Genomic DNA, 18,369 nt, shown 5'->3' with positions numbered 1-18,369 from the left:
GCCACACGATCGAGCTGCACCGCGGACCGTTCCACGACCACAATGAGGCTACATGCGTGAGGTCTGGCCTGGAGAGCCGTACCCGTTGGGCGCCACCTGGGATGGCGTGGGCACGAGCTTCTCCCTGTTCTCCGAGGTGGCCGAGCGGGTCGAGCTCTGCCTTTTCGACGACTCCGGCAACGAGACCCGCATCGAGCTCCCCGAGGTCGACGGTTTCGTCTGGCACGGCTACCTTCCCGGCATCATGCCCGGCCAGCGGTACGGCTACCGCGTGCACGGGCCGTACGACCCGTCCCGGGGACACCGCTGCGATCCGAGCAAGCTGCTGCTCGACCCCTACGCCAAGGCGGTCGAGGGCGAGGTCCACTGGGACAGGTCCCTGTTCTCCTACGATTTCGCCGACCCCGGGCAGCGCAACACCGACGACAGCGGCCCGCACATGCCCAAGAACGTCGTGGTCAACCCGTTCTTCGACTGGGGGAACGACCGCCCGCGCCGCACGCCGTACCACGAGACCGTGATCTACGAGGCGCATGTGCGCGGGCTGACCATGCGCCACCCGGAAGTGCCGGAGGAGCAGCGCGGCACCTACGCCGGCCTCGCCCACCCGGCGGTGATCGAGCACCTGCGCGGCATCGGCGTGACGGCGGTGGAGCTGATGCCGGTGCACCAGTTCGTGCCCGAGCACGCGATGGTGGCCCGTGGCCTCACCAACTACTGGGGCTACAACACGATCGCCTTCCTCGCGCCGCACAACGCGTACTCCAGCGCCGGGCAGCGCGGCGGTCAGGTGCTGGAGTTCAAGGGCATGGTCAAGGCCCTGCACGAGGCGGGCATCGAGGTCATCCTCGACGTGGTCTACAACCACACCGCCGAGGGCGACCACATGGGGCCCATGCTGGCCTACCGGGGCATCGACAACGCCTCGTACTACCGGTTGCTCGACACCGACCGCCGGCTCATGCTCGACTACACCGGCTGCGGCAACTCCCTCAACGTCCGCTCACCGCACGCGCTCCAGCTGATCATGGACTCGCTGCGTTACTGGGTCACCGAGATGCACGTCGACGGGTTCCGGTTCGACCTGGCCGCCGCCCTCGCCCGCGAGCTGCACGACGTCGACCGCCTGTCCTCGTTCTTCGACCTCATCCAGCAGGATCCGGTGATCTCCCAGGTCAAGCTGATCGCCGAGCCCTGGGATGTCGGGCCGGGCGGCTACCAGGTGGGCAACTTCCCGCCGCTGTGGACCGAGTGGAACGGCAAGTATCGCGACAGCGTGCGCGACTTCTGGCGCGGCAGTCCATCGGTGCTGCCCGAGTTCGCCTCACGGCTGGCCGGATCGTCGGACCTGTACGCGTCGAGCGGGCGCCGTCCGGTCGCCTCGATCAACTTCGTCACCTGCCACGACGGCTTCACCCTGTCCGACCTGGTGTCCTACGACCACAAGCACAACGAGGCGAACGCGGAGAACAACCGCGACGGCACCGACGACAACCGCTCGTGGAACTGCGGGGCCGAAGGCCCGGTCGAGGATCCGGCGATCGTACGGCTGCGCCATCGCCAGCGCCGCAACCTGCTGACCACGCTGTTCGTGTCGCAAGGCGTCCCGATGCTGCTCCACGGCGACGAGCTGGGCCGCACCCAGCAGGGGAACAACAACGCCTACTGCCAGGACAACGAGATCTCCTGGGTCGACTGGTCGCTGCTCAGGTCCGAGTCCGACCTGCTGGGCTTCATCCGCACGCTGGCCAGGTTCCGCAGGGAGCACCCGGTGTTCCGCCGCCGCCGGTTCTTCCAGGGGCGCGTTCCCGAGGGCGACATCCGCGACATCGTGTGGCTCACGCCGTCCGGCAAGGAGATGACCTCGGGCGACTGGCACAGCGGCTTCGGCAAGGCCATGGCCGTGTTCCTCAACGGCGAGGCGATCAGCGAGCCAGGCCCCCGGGGCGAGCGGATCACCGACAACTCCTTTCTGCTGCTGGTCAACGGCCACCACGAGAACATCACCTACACCCTTCCCGGCCCCGAGTTCGGGCCGGGCTGGCAGGTCGTCCTCGACACCTCCGACGAGGGCCCCGACTACGAGCACCACTCCGACGAGACCCGCGAACCCGGCGCCCTCATGGCGGTGACCAACCGCTCGATGCAGATCCTCCGCTCCACCATCCGCCGCGCGGAGTGAACGGTCTGTATGAGGTGACGGCGACAAGCCGGGTCAGGCGGTGCCGGTTCGAATCGCGGTGACCACCGCGGCGGTGTAACTCATCGTGAAGGCGCCACCCGACGCGTCGACCGCGGCCCCGACACCCGCCAGCAGCTCTTCCAGCTTGGCCGGCGGGAACAGGCTGTGGCCGCCGAAAGTAGGCAGCTGGTCGAGCCACTCGTCCCGGGTGTAGGACCGCTCCCATTCGAACCGCCACTGCTCCGGGTCGCTGAACGCGCCCACCGCTCGTATCCCGTCGGCCGCCTTGGTGAACATCACCGAGTACATCTCCAAGGCCGGCATCACCCGGTCGTAGACCGGCAAGCCGGGCATCACTCGGCGATACACCGCGGAGAAGGCCTCGGCCAGTTCGGGCGGGGGCTGGCCCACGTTCCAGAACACAGCCAGCCGGCCACCGGGCCGCAGCACCTGTGCCGCCTTGGCCGCTCCCGCGACCGGGTCCACCCAGTGCCAGGTCTGTCCGGCGATGACGGCGTCGAATGCCCGGCCGGCGGGGTCCCAGGCTTCGAACGCGGCCACCTCGACCTCGATCCCGCTCTTCCGGGCCAGGTCGGCCATCCGCGCGTCGACGTCCACCCCCAGCACCCTGGCGCCGGCCGCCTGGAACTGCCGGGCGGCGATGCCGGTCCCGCAGCCGACGTCGAGGACGTCAGGCCCGGGTGTGCCGGCGACGATCCGGTCGACCATGGCGTCGGGATAGCGCGGCCGGGCCCGGTCGTAGCGTTGGGGGTCGGAGCCGAACGACTCCGCCACCTGCCGCTGTTCATGAGGCTGCCGTTCGGAAGAACCCGCTCGCGACGGGGGTAGAGTGGGCATGCGCCCACCGTAGTGGGCAGGTGCCCACTCGTCAATGGGAGGGACCGGCGACCGAAGGAGATACACGGTGCCAACAGGGGTGGCCATCCGCGACCCGCGTGAGCAGCTGCTCGACGCCGCCGAGCGTGTCCTGCTCAGGGACGGGCCGAACGCGCTGACCAGCCGGGCGGTCACCACGGAGGCAGGCTGCGCCAAGGGTGTCCTGCACCGGCACTTCGCCGACTTCGACGCCTTCCTCGCCGAGCTCGTGCTGGACCGCATCGGCCGGATCGACAACCAGGCCGCCGCCCTGCGCGAGGCCGCAGGGACCGGCACCGTCGCCCACAACCTCACCGGCGCGCTGATGGACCTGTTCGGGTCGGTCGCCGTGGCGATCGTCGGCCTCGTCATCTCCCGCGATGAACTGCGCGCCCGGCTGCGCCAGGCCGGGCCGGCCGGCGTCCCGGTGCTGGCGGAGGCCACGGCCATGGTCGCCTCCTACCTCACCATCGAGCGGGAGATGGGCCGCATCGCGGCGGATGCCGACGTCGACACGCTCGCGCTCACGCTGATCGGGGCCGGGCACCTGCTGTTCGCCGGCCGGGGAGGCGCCCCACCGGAGGCCGGCGCCGTCGACAGGGTCGTGACCACCGTCATCGCCGACGTCGTGCAAAGACGACTGCTCGGGTGACCACCGGCCCACTGGTCGAATCCGGCCTCGGTGACGCTGAGGTCGCCACGACGCAGCAGCGCCATCGCCCGCTCGATGCGACGTGTCATCAGATAGGCGTACGGCGGCTCGCCGTAGGCGAGCCGGAACTGGCGGCTGAGGTGCCCGGCCGACATGTGCACACTGCGGGCGAGTTCCTCGACGTTCAGCGGCTGCGCGTACTCCCGGTCGATCCGATCGCGGACGCGGCGCAGTCGCGCGAGGTCGTTCAGGCGCTGTGCCGCGGTGAGTGCGCGCCCCCATGCGGGATGACACATGAGCGAACTCCCTTGATCGATTACCGCACGGCTCAGCGAAGTTCCTGGATGCGGACCAGGTTGCCGGCGGGATCGCGGAAGGCGCAGTCGCGGATGCCGTACGGCTGCTCCGTCGGCTCCTGGACGACCTCGGCGTCGCTCGCCTGCACCTTCGCGAAGGTGGCGTCGAGGTTCCGGGTGGCCAGCAGGATCCAGCCGTAGGTGCCCTTGGCCATCATCTCGGCGATGGTGCGGCGCTCGTCCTCGGTGACGCCGGGGTCGGCGGCCGGCGGCGCCAGGAGGATGGACGTGCCGGGCTGGCCGGCGGGGCCGACCGTGATCCAGCGCATCTTGCCCTTCCCGACGTCGCTGCGGACCTCGAAGCCGAGGGTGTCGCGGTAGAAGACCAGGGAGGCGTCCGGGTCGTCGTGCGGGAGGGAGCTCGCGTGAATGGTGATGTCCATGGCCACCACGTTATCCGCGGCTCGGCGACCGGTGCTTCTCGAATCCTGACCGGTCCGGCCGGCACGAACAGGACCACTCACCTCGGGCGGCGCCGGTCACATGGTGGTCGCGGTCAGGAGGACCAGGATGAAGGTGACGACCCCGGCCAGCCCATGAAGGATCACCGCGAGGAGCCTGAGCCGGTACATGGTCCAGGCGGCCCGCGAGCTCGGGCGCCGGGTGATCACTCGCCCGGCACCCCGACCGCCCGTTCGCTGACCGAAGCGCTCGGCCTCGCCCTCCAGTCGGAGGTCGCGGTCCGCGCCCGGTCACTGGCCGGCGCGGTGCGCACCGACGGCACCAGGACCGCCGCGGAGCCGCTGGTGGCCGCGGGCTCCCGAAGCTAGATCACGTCCCACAGCGTCGCGACGACGATGGTCACCAGCATCACGGCCACCGAGACGACACCCACCACCCGAAGCGGGAACTCGCGAGGGTCAATGCTCGTGTACGCGAGGTACCGCCTCATCCAGTCGTAGCTCAGCGACACAAAGCCAAAGGCGGCCGTCACGGCGACCCCGGCGACGCTGGGGCCACCGGTGTTGGCGGCGATCAGGAAAAAGTAGGCCAGCTCGGAGCCGCCGATCACGATCGCCGTGAGAGGCCCCCACTCCCGCCACGTCGACCTGCTCTGCGCCGCATCCTCCCGGGCGCGGCGTGCGATCTTGCGCCGCTCCCACCCCGTCAGCCGCCGGCGCCGCCCCCAAGGCGCGGACCCAACCCTGCTCGCCTGCCGGCGAGCACGTCTTCTCATACGCCGTTCGCTCGTGTTGTTCTTCCCCATGCCCGCCCTTCCCCGGCACCCCCGTGCTGATCGTGAAACGAATCCGGGGAACACGAGGTTCCGCCCCCCCGCCCGATCGCGTCGCGACGTACCGCGCCCCGGGCACAACGGGCGATGCTCACATGGTGGTCGCGGCCAGCAGGACGAGGATGAAGGTCACGACGGCCGAGAGACCGTGGAGGATCACGGCGAGGACGGGGAAGCCCTGCTCCGCGCCCCGGGCATGTCTGCCGCCGCCGATCCAGCGGGTGAACATCGCGAAGCCGAGCAGTGCGGCCAGGCAGAGCAGCCCCAGCGAGAGCCAGATGTAACCCCCTCGGGCGGTGAGCACGAAGGCCACCCACGAGCCGAGTGAGCTGACTCCGAGCGCGGGGTGCATGAAGATCAGCGCGGTGGGAAACCGGGTCACCTTGGTCTTCTGCTGGCGTAGCCCTCCCCCTGCCAGCCAGAGGGAGAGGAGATAGATCCCGAACCCGGCCGTAACCAGCCACACCGCTACAGTGACCGTCCGCACGCGCACCCTCCCACTTCGGAGACCTTCGTCCTCCCATACATCTCGGGACAGTCTGATAACGCTACGCGCTCCATACCTGACATTTCGTTTCATATTCCGAAGCGGTATTCCACGCCGTCCCGATCCCGCTCACCTATGGGCGGCCGAGCCTGTGCCAAGGTAGAGAGCGTGCGACGCATCCTTCCCACACCAGCGGACGACGTCGACCTCGCCGATGCCTACGCCTACCCCCGCGGCGACTGGCTGCGCCTCAACATGGTCGCGGGCGTCGACGGGGGCGCCTGGCTCAAGGGCCTGTCCGAGGGCCTTTCCGGCAAGGGCGACCGGCGCGTCTTCGGCGTCCTGCGCGGCCTCGCCGATGTGGTGGTGGCCGGTGGCGCGACCGTGCGCACCGAGGGGTACGGCCCGGCACGCCCGCGCGTGTCGTGGCGGGAGCTGCGAGCGGGACGGCCGCTCGCGCCGCCCATCGCGGTCATCACCCGGCGGCTCGATCTCGACCTGGCGAGCCCGCTCTTCACCCAAGCCGAGCCGTACGCCAGGACGATCGTGATCACCACCGAACGCGCGCCCAAGGACCGGTGCGACGAGGCGGCCAAGTACGCCGAGGTGATCGTCGCCGGCGAGGAGCGGGTCGACCTCGCCCTGGCCGTGGGCCTGCTGCGCGAGCGCGGGCTAGGCAGGGTGCTCTGCGAGGGCGGCCCCCGCGTCAACGCGCAGATGGCGGCGGCGGGGCTGGTGGACGAGCTGTGCCTGACGATCAGCCCGCTGCTGGCCGGCGGTGACGCGGCGCGCATCCTCAACGGCCCGGCGTCCAACATCCGCCTGCGCCTCTCGCACGTCCTGGAGGAAGAAGGCTTCCTCTTCTGCAAGTACACCCGGGAGCCACCATGAACCTTCCCGCACAGCCGAACCTGCCTCCCGAGATGAGCCTGCCGGTCGCCCCGCCCGTGGCGCCGATGCTGGCCAAGGCCATCAAGGAGTTGCCGTCCCAGGACGGGACCCTGCTGTACGAGCCGAAGTGGGACGGATTTCGCTGCATCGTGTTCCGCGACGGCGACGAGGTCTACCTGGGCAGCCGCAACGAACGCCCTTTCAACCGCTACTTCCCCGAGCTCATCGAGGCGGTCAAGCGTGAGCTGCCCGAGCGGTGCGTGGTCGACGGCGAGATCGTGCTGCGGCAGGGTCAGATCCTCGACTTCGACGCCCTCCAGCAGCGCATCCACCCGGCGGCCTCGCGGGTCAAGCTGCTCGCCGAGCAGACCCCGGCGTCGTTCGTCGCCTTCGACCTGCTCGCCCTCGGCGACGAGAGCCTGCTGGAGACCCCGTTCGGCGAGCGCAGGGCCCGTCTCGTCGAAGCCCTGGCCGCCGCCGGTGACCGCGTGCGGCTGACTCCGGTGACCGACAGCGACGAGCGCGCCGGTGAGTGGTTCGAGATGTTCGAGGGCGCCGGGCTCGACGGCATCGTGGTCAAGCGCACACACCAGCCGTACGAGCCGGACCGGCGCACCATGTTCAAGGTCAAGCACGAGCGCACGGCCGACTGCGTCGTCGCCGGATACCGCGAGCACAAGTCCGGCCCGATCGTCGGGTCGCTGCTGCTCGGCCTGTACGACTCGTCGGGCGTGCTGCACCACGTGGGCGTGGCGGCGTCGTTCCCGATGGCGCGCCGCGCCGAGCTGGTCGACGAGCTGAAGCCCTACCTCCTGAACGACCTGGGCGCCCATCCCTGGAGCTCGTGGATGTCGCAGGACGAGAGCACCACCCAGCGTATGCCCGGCGCGATCTCCCGCTGGAGCGCGGGCAAGAACCTGTCGTTCATCCCGCTCGCGCCCGATCTGGTGGTCGAGGTGGCCTACGACCACATGGAGGGCAACCGGTTCCGGCACACCGCCCAGTTCCGCAGGTGGCGCACCGACCGTACTCCCAGCTCCTGCACCTACGAGCAGTTGGAACAGCCCGTGGGCTACAACCTGGACGACATCCTCGCTCGCTGAGGGCCGGCGTATCCGTGGCGGGGCCACGAGGGGACATGGGCGGTGATCCCATGTCCCCTCCCCCTCAGGGGGTGTCTCTACGAGCGGCGCTAATACCGGTCCATCATCCTTCTCTCAGACCTGTCCCGATCGCGCCGCTCCGACCGGCCCCGGTCCCGATCCCGGTCCCGGTCGCGCCGCTCCGAGCGGCCCCGGTCGCGGTCCCGGTCCCGGTCGCGGTCGCGCCGTTCGGACCGGCCTCTGTCCCGGTCACGGTCCCGGTCCCGGTCACGGTCCCGGTCGCGGTCGCGGTCACGGTCGCGCCGCTCGGACCGGCCCCGGTCCCGATCACGGTCCCGGTCCCGGTCGCGCCGCTCCGAGCGGCCCCGGTCGCGGCCACCGTTGTCGCTCGGCATGACGAGGAACCCCGGTGCCGTCGTCGCCGAACCCTGCCCGGTGACGCCGGTGACCACCGCCGTCACCGGGCGCGGCGCGGCCGCGGCCTGTGCGGTTCCCGCCGAGCCGACTGCCAGCGCGAGGAGCGCCGGGCCGAGAAGAATCATGCGTCGCCTGCCTACCATGGCCGGCTCCTTTCCACGTCCGGCCACCCGTAGCGAACCGTCGACGGTCCAGGTGGCCATTCCTGAGGTGGATACGGTGTCGCCGGGTCAGTAGTCCCTGCTCGGCTTCTTTCCGGTCTTGCTCTTCTCCTGCTTGCCCTTCTTCTCCTGCTTGCCCTTCTTCTCGGACTTCGACTTCGTGCAACTCGTGTATCCGATGTCGTAGCCGGAGGAATATCCGCGCTCGTAGTCGGCCGCCTCCGTCAGGCTGCGGCGCGGCTTCTTCCCCGACTTGCTCTTGGCCTCGCAGGCGCTCATGCCCGACGAGTAGCCCTCTCCGAAGCCTGTCTTGTAGTCATCCCGGTCCCGCGGTACGACGCGGAGCCCTTCCGTCCCGGCGACGCGCTCGGCGCCGACGATCGGCGTCACGGAGCGCGGAGCGGCCGAAGCCGGAGGCGCTCCGGTGGACCAGAGCGTCAGCGAGAGGAGTGCCGGGCCAAGCAGTATCAGCCGATGCTTGCCTACCATGGCCGACTCCTTTCCATGTCCGGGCCACCCATGATGATCTTCCGCGACCCAGGTGGCCGTCCTTGGGGTCGAACCACATGGTGTCCGGCTCCGCGCCACCGCGACGTGACACGAACGTGACTCCGGAATGACGGGGTACGGCCTCAGCCGTGGGCGATGGCGCGGAGACCGCCGACGAGATCGCTCACGAGCGGCGTCGGGCGAAGGCGGAGTTCCTCGGCGAGATGGTGCTCGTAACGCTCGTAGTCGCGCAGGGCCTCGGCCTGGTTCCCCTCCGCGAGGTGGGCGCGGATCAGCGCGGCGTGGGCGCTCTCGCGCAGCGGCTCCGCCCGTACGGCGACCCCGGCGGCGGCCACCGCGTCGGCGAACCGCCCGGCCCGGATGAAGTCCTCAGCGAGGGCTTCCAGGGCGTGCAGGCGTAGCTGGTGCCACTCCTCGGCGCCCTGAACCACCCAGTCGTCGTACCAGCCGGGCAGCAGGTCGACGGACAGCGTCTCCACCGACGTCGCGCTGAGGTCCCCGTCGGGTGTGGGGGTGCTCGGGTCGAGGATGCGGCGGGCAAGCGACCGGGCCTCGTCGATGTCGACCCCGGCGGCCGGGCTCAGGCGCACCTCGGTGGCCCCGATGTGGAGGACCTGCCGCCCGACCCCCTCCAGGCGCGCCAGCGCCGAACGCAGGCTCGCGTAGGCCCGCCGCTCGGGCCGGTCGGGCCACAGGGTTCCCGCCATCAGGGTTCGGGGGACGGCCTGGCCGCAGAGCGCGATGAACGACAGAAGGCGCTCCGAGCCGCCCGAGACCGTTACCTGCTCTCCCCCGGCCAGCAGCCGGAAGCCTCCCAGAAGATCGACCCGCAGGGCGGGCCGGTCACCGCTCTCCATAAATCTGCTGCCTCTCGGGTGGAAAGCGAGTCGTCTCGTGAGCAGCCCTCCCGTCGCCGTCCCTCCCGGCTATGTACCCGGTTGATGGTGATTTGTCCCGTTTCTTTGGCCGATCATGAGATCCGTGGAACCCGTGGCGGGGATCGCCTCGTCACGCCGGCGTCATCCACCGGTCACGCCGGTCCCGCCATCATCTGTGCCGCCGTCCACGGTCCGCGCCCGGTCGTACCGCTTCCCGTAATCTGTTGAGCAAGCGTACGCTTGGTCGGGATCGGAACGGCTGACGCGGGAGTTGAGGATGGCGGAGAGCATCACGGAATACCGCAACCTGATCGGGGGCAGGCTGGTGGCCGCCGCTGACGGCCGCACGCTGGACTCGGTCAACCCGGCCACCGGTGAGACCTGGGCGCGCATCCCCGCGAGCGGGCGGGCCGACGCGGAGGCCGCCGTCGCCGCCGCGCGCGAGGCGTTCCCCAGATGGTCGGCCATGCCCGCACTCGGCCGCGCGGCGCTGCTACGCAAGGTCGCGGAGGTCTTCGCCGCCAACGCCGAGGAACTCGCCCGGATCGAGACCCGCGACAACGGCCGCATCCTGCGCGACACCCTGAAGCGGGACCTGCCCGGCATGACGTACCTGTGGCAGATCGCGGCCGGAGACGTCATCGACGCGGTCAAGGGAGACACGGTCATCCTCGGCCCCGACACGCTCGGGTTCACGCGGCGCGAGCCGTACGGCGTGGTGCTGGGCATCATCCCGTGGAACTCCCCCATCTCGACATTCTCCGCCAAGGCCGCGTACGCGCTGGCCGCCGGCAACACGGTGATCATAAAACCGGCCGAGCAGGCGTGCGCGTCGGTGCTCCGGCTCGGCGAGCTTCTGGCCGGGGTGCTGCCGCCGGGCGTGCTCAACATCGTCAGCGGGCTCGGCGAGGAGGCCGGAGACGCGCTGGTGCGGCACCGCGGGGTCAACAAGATCAGCCTCACCGGCTCCACGCAGACGGGCCAGGCCATCACCCGCGCCAGCGCGGACGCATTGAAGCCCCTGACCTTCGAACTGGGAGGCAAGTCCCCCAACATCGTGTTCGCGGACGCGGACCTGGACGCCGCCGCCCAGGGTGTCACGGTCAACTCCGTCTACACGGGCAACGCCGGGCAGGTGTGCGTCGCGGGATCGCGCATCCTGATCCAGCGGCCGGTGTGGCAGGAGATGATCGAGCGCGTCACCGCCATCGCCGGCGGCCTCACGCTGGCCGATCCGCTCGACCTCGCCACGACGATGGGCCCGATCGTGTCGGCGGGCCAGTACGAGCGGGTCACCGGCTACCTGGAGATCGCCGAGAAGGAGGGCGCGGAGCTGGTGTTCGGCGGTACGACCGGAGCCGCCGTGGTGCCCTCCATGCCCGGCGGCTACTGGGTCGCGCCGACGCTCTACACGACCACGGACAACTCGCTGCGCGTGTGCCAGGAGGAGATCTTCGGCCCGGTGGCGGTGGCCATCCCCTTCGACACCGACGCGGAGGCGCTGGCGATCTCCAACGACTCCTCCTACGGCCTGGCCGCCGGGGTCTGGACCCGTGACCTCGGCAGGGCGCACCGGTTCATCCGCGACCTGCAGAGCGGCACGGTCTGGGTCAACACCTTCCGCCAGATGCCTCCGGGCCTGCCCTTCGGCGGGGTCAAGGACAGCGGCTACGGCCATGACGCCGTCCTCGCGTACACCCGGGAGAAGGCGGCGATCATCCAGACCTGATCCTCCCGATGGCATCCGGCGCCGGCCGACGCCGGCAAGCCCGTGCGCTTCTGCCGATGCCGGTGGGACCTTGCGCGTCAGCCAATGCTGACAAATCGGTGCTCGTCAGCTTATGCTGACACCATGAGTACAGCGACCGAACTCGCCGAGGCCGCCGGCGGCAGCGATCCCGCGACGGGTCTCGCCGCCGTGGCGGCCCTGCGCAGGCTCATCGAGGAGCTGGAAGCGGTGCACGTCGGGAATGCCCGCGCCCAGGGCTGGTCGTGGGAGGCCATCGCCGACGCCCTCGGCGTGAAGCGGCAGACGGCACACCGGAAGCACGCACATCGGGTCATGGAGCACACAGCGGGGAGCCACGAGTGACCATTTTCGGGAAGTTCACGCCATCCGCACGCCAAGCCATGGTCGAAGCGGGCCTGCTCGCCGCCGACGCCGGCCACGACCTCCTCGACGAGGACCTCATCCTGCTCGCCCTGGCCAAGACCCGCCCCTTCGACGAGCCCCTCGGCGGCTTCGATCTGACCACCGAGGCCGTCCGCACCGCCATGACGGCCGCGGGCGGCGGAGCCGTGCGTCCGCACGACCGCGAGTTGCTCGCCACGCTCGGGATCGACCTGGACGAGGTCCGCCGTCGCGCGTCCGGCCTGGCGCGGGTGGACGATCCGGCGCGGTGGACCCTGTTCCGCTCCCGGTGGCGGCCCCTGGCGATGATCCTCTCCGGCCCGGCGCACGATCTGGTGCTCACCGGCAGGGCGAGGAAGGTCGTCGAGGTCGCCATGAACTGGCACGGCTCCACCGGGCGGGTGACCGGCGAGGATCTGCTGCGCGGGCTGCTCGCCGACGGCTCCAACCGGTCGGTCCGCATCATGGGCGGAAACGGTGTGGACCTCCGCCGCCTCGCCACCGACCTGCGGTTCCTGCGCACGGCGGCCTGACCCGCGAGGTCACCGCCGTGGCACGGTGTGCAGGACCGACGCCAGCTCGGGGATCCGGGCGCGGTAGCCGTCCAGGAGCCGGCGTGCGACCGAGACCGAGTCGACGAGCGGGTGCGAGGCGAAGGCCCGCAGCGCCGCCCCCGCCGAGCCGGTCACGGCCGCCTCGATGGTGAGCTGCTCGACGGCCTTGACCTGCTGGACCAGCCCCAGGAACTGGCCCGGCAGCGGCTTGGTGGCCAGCGGTCGCACGCCGCCCGCCTCCACGACGCAGGGGATCTCCACGACCGCCTCGGGCGGCATCCCGGCGACCGCCGCGCCGTTGCGCACGTTGAGGATCATGGTCGTGCATCCTCCCCGGGCGATGGTGGACATCAGCGCGAGCGCGATGCCTTCGTACCCACCGGCCACCAGGTCGGCCACGTCCCGCTCGCCCGCCTGCGTGGTGTCGCGGGTCTCGGCCATGTAGGAGGCGTCGCGCTCCCTGCGGGTGCGGCGCCACTCGGCCAGGGCGTGCTCGGGCTCCCGCAGCACCGCCGAGTAGAAGCGGGACTGCTGCTGGAGCAGCGCCTCCCCCCGGGTCTGGGCCGCGGCGCCGATCGCCGCCACCGCCTCGCGCGTGAAGTAGTAGTAGTACAGGTATTCGTTCGGCAGCGCGCCCAGCGACCGCACCCACTCGGAGCCGAACAGCCGCGCCTCCTCCACCCTCTTCAGCGCCGCCTCGTCGGCGAGCAGGTCGGGCAGGACGTCGCGGCCCTCGTACGACAGCCCGCGCAGCCAGCCGAGGTGGTTGAGGCCGACGTAGTCGGGGGCGGTGCGGCCGGGGTCGAGGCCGAGCGACCGGGCGGCCCGGCGGATCAGCGCGACCGGCGAGTCGCAGATGCCGATCACGTGCTCGCCGAGCACCCGCTGCATGGCCTCGGTGATCATGCCGGCCGGGTTGGTGAAGTTGATGACCCACGCCCGTGGCGCGACGGCGGCGACGCGCTCGGCGACGTGCAGGGCGACCGGGATGGTGCGCAGGCCGAAGGCGATGCCGCCCGGCCCGATCGTCTCCTGGCCGAGGAGCCCGAGATCGAGCGCGACCCGCTCGTCGGCCGTGCGGCCTTCGAGGCCGCCCACCCTGATGGCCGAGAACACGAACGTGGCGTCGCGCAGTGCGTCATCCAGGTCGGTGGTGGCGCGCACGCGCGGCGGGTCGTCGTGCCCGGCCGCGAGCTGCGCCAGCACGTGGCCGACGGCGGCCAGGCGCTCCTTGGAGACGTCGTACAGCACGACCTCCTCGACCCGCGGCCTGCCGGTGTCACGCAGCAGCGCGCCGTACACGAGAGGGACGCGGAAACCGCCGCCACCGAGGATCGTCAACCTCATGCCTGCTCCTTGCCCCTGCGATCACCGTGCCGCGGTGCGTTCCCGGGCACCTGGCCCGCCTGCCCGGTCACGTCAGGACCACCTTCGCGCCCGCCGCGGCCAGGGCCTCCAGGGTCGCCTGGTCGGCGCCCTGGTTGGTGACGACCACGTCGAGCTCCTCGGGGCCGCACACGCGCAGCGCGCCGTTGCCGGGGAACTTGTGGCGATCGACCAGCAGGACCACCTCCCCTGCCGCGGCCATCATGGCCCGCTTCAGCGGCACCTCGGCGAGCGTGGAGTCGGTCACCTGGCCGTCGGGCCGTACGCCGCTCGCGCTGAGGAAGACGCGGTCGGCGCACACCTGGCGAAGCGCCTCCTCGGTGAGCACGCCGACGAGCGAGTGGTAGGTGCGGCGCAGCATGCCACCGAGCAGCAGCAGCTCCACGTCCGGGTCGGCGCGCAGCACGTCGACGACGGCCAGGCTGGAGGTGACCACGGTGACGCGGCGGCCGCCGAGATGGCGGGCGAGCCGCACGGTGGTGGTGCCGATGTCGAGCAGCACGACGTCGCCGTCCCGAACGAGCCGGGCGGCACGAGCGGCCACGGCGTCCTTGTCCTGCTCATCGATGCTCGCGGCCCGTGCGAAGGCCAGGCCGTCGTCGGCGTCGAGGTTGGCGAGCGCTCCCCCGCGCACGCGCGTGAGGGTGCCGTCGCGGTTCAGAACCTCCAGATCACGCCGGATGGTCGAAGGGCTGACGCCAAGCTGGGCGGCGAGGTCGCGCACGCTTGTCGCCCCTGCGAGGCGGACTCGCCGCATGATCTGGGCATGTCTGACGTGCTGGAGCACGCCAGGATCGTATCAGTCATTCTTGCGCGCAACTAAGCAAAACTGAGCATCAATGCCCGTCCACTCTTGATGCGGACAGCCGGAACGTGCAAGAGTGCGCACATTCTTCGCACCGTCGAGGAGGACCCACTCCGTGTCTGCCCAGGCCTATGACCCGCTAGCCGACCAACGCAGCCCAGACGGGCCGGAGTTCGACGTGTTCACCGCGGGCACGGTCTTCCTCGACATCGTCTTCACCGGGCTCCACGCGATGCCGGCCGTCGGCACCGAGGTCTGGGCCGACGGGATGGGGTCGTGCCCAGGGGGCATCGCCAACCTCGCCATCGCCTCGAGCCGCCTCGGCCTGCGCACCTCCATGGCCGCCGCGTTCGGCGACGACGACTACGCCGACTTCAACTGGCGCATCCTGTCCGAGCAGGAGTCGGTCGACCTGTCCCGGTCGCGCCGGTTCCAGCAGTGGCACTCCCCGGTGACGGTCTCGATGGCGGTGAACCGCGACCGCAGCATGGTCACCCACGGCCATCCCCCGCCCATGGCCTCGACGGAGATGATCGGGCGCCCGCCGCGCTCCAGTGCCGTGATCGCGCCGCTGTCCTTCGAGGAGCCGCTCGGCAGCGCCGGCACCCGCACCTGGGCCGACCTCGCGCACGACGACGGCGCCCTCATCTTCGCCGACGTGGGCTGGGATCCCTCCCAGACCTGGTCTCCCTCTCTGCTCGACCAGCTTGCCGTCTGCCACGCCTTCATGCCGAACGCGGTGGAGGCCATGGCCTACACCAGCACCGAGACCCCCCGCGAGGCCCTCTACGCCCTCGCCGACCGCGTGCCGCTGGCCGTGGTCACCGACGGCGCCAACGGCGCGATGGCCATCGACTCCACGACGAGCGAGGAGGCGTACGTCCCGGCGTTGCGGGTGACCGCTCTCGATCCGACCGGAGCCGGCGACGTCTTCGGAGCGGGCCTGGTGCTCGGCACCCTCTCGGGCTGGCCGCTGGCCGACCGCCTCGCGTTCGCCGGAGTGTGCTCCGCGCTCGCCGTGCAGCAGTTCGGCGGCTCCCTCGCCGCACCCGGCTGGGGGGACATCGCCGACTGGTGGCACGACGTGCGGTCCGCCGCAGGGCACAGCGGCGCCTACATCGACTCGCTCGTGCGCAGGTACGCCTTCCTGGACAAGCTCGTCCCCACGGTGCCCGTGGGAGCCGTCCGCCGGGCCGCGGCGACCATGTCCCGGCACGCCGACGTGGGCGCCGGCCCCGGTGAGGCCGCGGAGAAGGACAACAGGTGAACACGGTCGCCCGGCCGCGGGGCGCCGGGCACCGGCCTCCTCACTTCGGCGGGTAGTAGCGCTGGGCCAGGTGGCCGTAGACGATCAGGTTGTCCTTGTAGCTGTGCCGCCGCTTGTCGAACGCGCCGCCGCAGGTCACCAGGCGGATCGCCGCGTACTTGAGCCTGCCGTACACCTTGGCGGCCGGGAACGTGCTCTTGGCCACGCGCTCGGTGCCGTCCACCACGAAGATCGCCACCGACCTGTCCTGCCGCATCACCTGGATCTCGTCGCCCCGGACCACCTGGTGGAGGCCGGCGAACACGGCCGGGCCCGAGCGGGTGTCCAGATGCCCGAGGATCACGGCGGCACCCTTCGCCCCCGGCGTCGCGCCGTAGCGGTACCAGCCCGCGATGTTCGCGGGGCTCAGCGGCGGGATCTCGACCGCTCCTGCCCGGTCCACGCCCAGGCGCATCAGCGGCGCCGCCACGCCGATCCTCGGAATGTAGACGGCAGCCGGAGGGGACGCCTTCATCGGCTTGGCCACCGCGCCGAGCAGCCGGCCAGGTGATCCCAAGGGGACGGCGGCCCTCGCGCCTTTGGGCGTCGCGGCCTGGGCCTGCCGGCCCGGCGCCTCGGACGGCCCGCCGGCCCGCGAGAGCGCGCCGCTCACGCCGATGCCGAGCAGGGCGACGCCGGCCAGCGTGACGGCGGCCGCGCCGGCCATGATCAATCGCTGGCCGGGCGGCCGTCCGTCCGCGCCGGGAGCCATCGGGCGCTAGCGCTCGCCGGAGGCCGGGCGGCGGCGCCGTACGGCATAGCCCGCGAGACCGGCACCGGCGACCAGGAACGCTCCTCCCGCGGCGAACGGCCAGGTGGCGGGGTCCTCGGCCAGCCCTCCGGCACCGGTGTGCGGGGCGCCTCTCGGGATGTAGGGCTCCCCCTTGTCGTCCTCGGGCCGCCAGCCGGGGGGCGGGCCGGCCGGAGGAGCCGACCAGCTCGACTCCCCGAGCCCGCTCGGCGAGTCGTCGGGCCAGGGGACGCTGGAGAAGCCGTCGCTCGGGGTGTCGTCCGGGCCGGGCCCGTTCGACCAGCCGTCGGTGGGGGCCGGATCGCCGGACTCACAGCCCAACGGCAGGATCGGCAGGTCAAGGCAGGTCTCACGCACGAGAGGGTCCTGCGCCCGCGTCTGCGCGGAGGCCGTGCCCGCTCCCGCCGCCAGGCAGACGCCGCCGGCCACGAACGCCGACATCGCACCCGCGGCGGCCAGACGTCGCGCTCTTGAGTTCGCCACAGCTCTGCTCCCGTTGCCCTCAGACCACAAGTGCCCCGATGTACGGAAGAGCCTTCCGAACTATTGGACCTGACGTCAAGTAACGTGATCGATAAGTTACTCACGAGCGCTGCCGGGGCGCCGCGTCGGCCCGTGTCCGCGTCGGCCGGCACGCCGGAGCTACGCTCCGGCCGCCGGCCGGGTCAGTCTTCGCCGCTGGACGGCCTTGCCTTACTGGGCTGGACGCGCTTGGGCTCGCCCGGCATCTTGGGGTAGTTGGGCGGGTAGGGCATGTCGCCGCGCTCGTCCTTGGCGTACGACTCCAGCAGCGGCTCCAGGGCGAACGCCTGGTCGTCGATCTCGCGGTGCAGGTCGCCCAGCTTGGCGAACCTCGGCGGGACGGTGCGGATGTCGAAGTCGCGGGGGTTGACGTCGGCCAGCTCCTCCCAGGTCACCGGCGTGGACACCGGGGCATACGGCCGGGCCCGCACGGAGTAGGCGCTGGCGATGGTGCGGTCGCGGGCGTTCTGGTTGTAGTCGATGAAGACCTTCTCGCCGCGCTCCTCCTTCCACCAGGCCGTGGTGGTGAGGTCGGGGCGGCGCCGCTCGACCTCGCGGGCCAGCGCGATGGCGCTCTGCCGCACCTCGGTGAACGACCACCGGCGCTCGATGCGCACGTTGATGTGGATGCCCCGGGTGCCCGAGGTCTTGGGGAACCCGCGCATGCCCAGCTCGTCGAGGACCTCTCGCACGGCGAACGCGGCCCGCCTGGCGTCCTCGAAGTCGGTGCCGGGCTGGGGGTCGAGGTCGATGCGCAGCTCGTCCGGATGCTCGACGTCGTCGGCGCGGGTGGGCCACGGATGGAAGTCGATCGTGCCGAGGTTGGCGCAGTAGGCGATGGCGGCGACCTCGGTCACCCGCAGGGCGTCGGCCGAGCGGCCACTGGGGAACCGGATGGTGACGGTCTGCAGCCAGTCGGGGTGCCGGGGCGGGACGCGCTTTTGGTAGATCGCCTCCGACTGCACGCCGTCGGGATGGCGCTTGAGGTAGGTGGGCCGGTCCTTGAGCGCTCTGAGCGCGCCCTCACCGACGGAGACGTAGTACTCGACCAGCTCACGCTTGGTCGCCCCGAGGTCGGGGAAATAGATCTTGTCCGGGTTGGTGACCTTGATGACCCGGTCCCCGACATTGAGCTCGATAAACGGCGACGCCATGCCCTCGACCGTA

At 71.0% G+C, this 18,369-nt stretch carries 21 protein-coding genes and 1 pseudogene; 8 read left to right on the top strand and 14 right to left on the bottom strand.

Translation table 11 applies throughout. From position 1 onward, the window contains the following. Positions 1-52: 52 nt before the first annotated feature. Positions 53-2,182 carry a glycogen debranching protein GlgX gene (gene glgX / locus ABD810_RS08145; protein WP_344936302.1) on the top strand — a complete coding sequence of 710 codons (2,130 nt, stop codon included), beginning with the start codon at positions 53-55 and terminating at the stop codon, positions 2,180-2,182. A 33-nt stretch (positions 2,183-2,215) separates the two neighbouring features. On the opposite strand, the gene ABD810_RS08140 is transcribed toward glgX, so the two are convergent. After that, positions 2,216-3,040 carry a class I SAM-dependent methyltransferase gene (locus tag ABD810_RS08140; RefSeq protein ID WP_344936299.1) on the bottom strand — a complete coding sequence of 275 codons (825 nt, stop codon included), beginning with the start codon at positions 3,038-3,040 and terminating at the stop codon, positions 2,216-2,218. A 34-nt stretch (positions 3,041-3,074) separates the two neighbouring features. On the opposite strand from ABD810_RS08140, the pseudogene ABD810_RS40975 reads away from it, so the two are divergent. Further along, positions 3,075-3,272 (top strand): annotated as a pseudogene (locus tag ABD810_RS40975) (TetR family transcriptional regulator); the annotation flags it as partial. 245 nt (positions 3,273-3,517) lie between these two features. Here the strand turns inward: ABD810_RS40975 and ABD810_RS40970 are convergent. The 5 genes from ABD810_RS40970 to ABD810_RS08110 form a co-directional block, all read right to left on the bottom strand. Continuing rightward, positions 3,518-4,006: a helix-turn-helix transcriptional regulator gene (locus ABD810_RS40970; protein WP_425566867.1), complete on the bottom strand. Its 489-nt coding sequence runs from the start codon at positions 4,004-4,006 to the stop codon at positions 3,518-3,520. A 32-nt stretch (positions 4,007-4,038) separates the two neighbouring features. Next, complete coding sequence (locus ABD810_RS08125) at positions 4,039-4,449, bottom strand: VOC family protein (RefSeq protein WP_344936294.1); 411 nt, start codon at positions 4,447-4,449, stop codon at positions 4,039-4,041. A 96-nt stretch (positions 4,450-4,545) separates the two neighbouring features. Next, complete coding sequence (locus tag ABD810_RS08120) at positions 4,546-4,677, bottom strand: hypothetical protein (protein ID WP_344936292.1); 132 nt, start codon at positions 4,675-4,677, stop codon at positions 4,546-4,548. A gap of 155 nt (positions 4,678-4,832) precedes the next feature. After that, positions 4,833-5,243 (bottom strand): hypothetical protein, encoded by a 411-nt coding sequence (locus ABD810_RS08115; RefSeq protein ID WP_344936289.1) that lies wholly within the window; start codon positions 5,241-5,243, stop codon positions 4,833-4,835. 148 nt (positions 5,244-5,391) lie between these two features. Then, the gene (locus ABD810_RS08110; RefSeq protein WP_344936286.1) at positions 5,392-5,787 is read right to left on the bottom strand and encodes a hypothetical protein; all 396 of its coding nucleotides are present in this window, start codon (positions 5,785-5,787) and stop codon (positions 5,392-5,394) included. A 168-nt stretch (positions 5,788-5,955) separates the two neighbouring features. Here ABD810_RS08110 and ABD810_RS08105 point away from each other — a divergent pair, with 168 nt between their 5' ends. Both ABD810_RS08105 and ABD810_RS08100 read left to right on the top strand, forming a co-directional pair. Beyond that, positions 5,956-6,678 carry a pyrimidine reductase family protein gene (locus tag ABD810_RS08105; protein ID WP_344936283.1) on the top strand — a complete coding sequence of 241 codons (723 nt, stop codon included), beginning with the start codon at positions 5,956-5,958 and terminating at the stop codon, positions 6,676-6,678. Continuing rightward, entirely contained in the window at positions 6,675-7,781 is a 1,107-nt protein-coding gene (locus ABD810_RS08100; RefSeq protein WP_425566866.1) for an ATP-dependent DNA ligase, read from the top strand. Before ABD810_RS08105 ends, ABD810_RS08100 begins: the two co-directional genes overlap by 4 nt. Before the next feature lie 89 nt (positions 7,782-7,870). Here ABD810_RS08100 and ABD810_RS08095 read toward each other — a convergent pair whose 3' ends face one another. From ABD810_RS08095 to ABD810_RS08085, 3 genes are all read right to left on the bottom strand, one after another. Beyond that, a complete protein-coding gene (locus tag ABD810_RS08095; RefSeq protein WP_344936281.1) occupies positions 7,871-8,341 on the bottom strand; it encodes a hypothetical protein in 471 nt (156 codons plus the stop codon). 87 nt (positions 8,342-8,428) lie between these two features. Further along, a complete protein-coding gene (locus ABD810_RS08090; protein WP_344936279.1) occupies positions 8,429-8,848 on the bottom strand; it encodes a hypothetical protein in 420 nt (139 codons plus the stop codon). A 143-nt stretch (positions 8,849-8,991) separates the two neighbouring features. Further along, a complete protein-coding gene (locus ABD810_RS08085) occupies positions 8,992-9,726 on the bottom strand; it encodes an AfsR/SARP family transcriptional regulator (protein ID WP_344936276.1) in 735 nt (244 codons plus the stop codon). 298 nt (positions 9,727-10,024) lie between these two features. Here ABD810_RS08085 and ABD810_RS08080 point away from each other — a divergent pair, with 298 nt between their 5' ends. The 3 genes from ABD810_RS08080 to ABD810_RS08070 all read left to right on the top strand — a co-directional run bounded on the left by ABD810_RS08080 (position 10,025) and on the right by ABD810_RS08070 (position 12,411). Next, positions 10,025-11,476, top strand: a complete 1,452-nt coding sequence (locus ABD810_RS08080) for an aldehyde dehydrogenase family protein (protein ID WP_344936273.1) — start codon at positions 10,025-10,027, stop codon at positions 11,474-11,476. A gap of 123 nt (positions 11,477-11,599) precedes the next feature. Beyond that, complete coding sequence (locus ABD810_RS08075; RefSeq protein WP_344936270.1) at positions 11,600-11,839, top strand: helix-turn-helix domain-containing protein; 240 nt, start codon at positions 11,600-11,602, stop codon at positions 11,837-11,839. Continuing rightward, on the top strand, positions 11,836-12,411 hold the full coding sequence (locus ABD810_RS08070; protein ID WP_344936267.1) for a Clp protease N-terminal domain-containing protein: 576 nt from the start codon (positions 11,836-11,838) through the stop codon (positions 12,409-12,411). Before ABD810_RS08075 ends, ABD810_RS08070 begins: the two co-directional genes overlap by 4 nt. A 9-nt stretch (positions 12,412-12,420) precedes the next feature. Here ABD810_RS08070 and ABD810_RS08065 read toward each other — a convergent pair whose 3' ends face one another. Next, positions 12,421-13,779, bottom strand: a complete 1,359-nt coding sequence (locus ABD810_RS08065) for a 6-phospho-beta-glucosidase (RefSeq protein WP_344936265.1) — start codon at positions 13,777-13,779, stop codon at positions 12,421-12,423. 67 nt (positions 13,780-13,846) lie between these two features. Continuing rightward, positions 13,847-14,605, bottom strand: coding sequence for a DeoR/GlpR family DNA-binding transcription regulator (locus tag ABD810_RS08060; RefSeq protein ID WP_344936263.1), 759 nt, complete (start codon positions 14,603-14,605; stop codon positions 13,847-13,849). Between the two features lie 133 nt (positions 14,606-14,738). Here ABD810_RS08060 and ABD810_RS08055 point away from each other — a divergent pair, with 133 nt between their 5' ends. Continuing rightward, positions 14,739-15,890: a carbohydrate kinase family protein gene (locus ABD810_RS08055; RefSeq protein WP_344936261.1), complete on the top strand. Its 1,152-nt coding sequence runs from the start codon at positions 14,739-14,741 to the stop codon at positions 15,888-15,890. A 40-nt stretch (positions 15,891-15,930) separates the two neighbouring features. Here ABD810_RS08055 and ABD810_RS08050 read toward each other — a convergent pair whose 3' ends face one another. The 3 genes from ABD810_RS08050 to ligD form a co-directional block, all read right to left on the bottom strand. Then, positions 15,931-16,596, bottom strand: coding sequence for a class F sortase (locus tag ABD810_RS08050; RefSeq protein WP_344936259.1), 666 nt, complete (start codon positions 16,594-16,596; stop codon positions 15,931-15,933). A 51-nt stretch (positions 16,597-16,647) separates the two neighbouring features. Further along, positions 16,648-17,163: a hypothetical protein gene (locus ABD810_RS08045; protein WP_344936257.1), complete on the bottom strand. Its 516-nt coding sequence runs from the start codon at positions 17,161-17,163 to the stop codon at positions 16,648-16,650. Positions 17,164-17,345: 182 nt separating this feature from the next. Beyond that, complete coding sequence (gene ligD / locus ABD810_RS08040) at positions 17,346-18,356, bottom strand: non-homologous end-joining DNA ligase (RefSeq protein ID WP_344936255.1); 1,011 nt, start codon at positions 18,354-18,356, stop codon at positions 17,346-17,348. Between the last annotated feature and the right edge of the window lie 13 nt (positions 18,357-18,369).

Origin of the sequence: Sphaerisporangium flaviroseum, assembly GCF_039537005.1 — a bacterium.
In the GTDB taxonomy this organism is placed as follows: domain Bacteria; phylum Actinomycetota; class Actinomycetes; order Streptosporangiales; family Streptosporangiaceae; genus Sphaerisporangium; species Sphaerisporangium flaviroseum.
The sequence above is the reverse complement of the archived record's forward strand: the minus strand, read 5'-3'. Positions and strand labels throughout refer to the sequence as shown.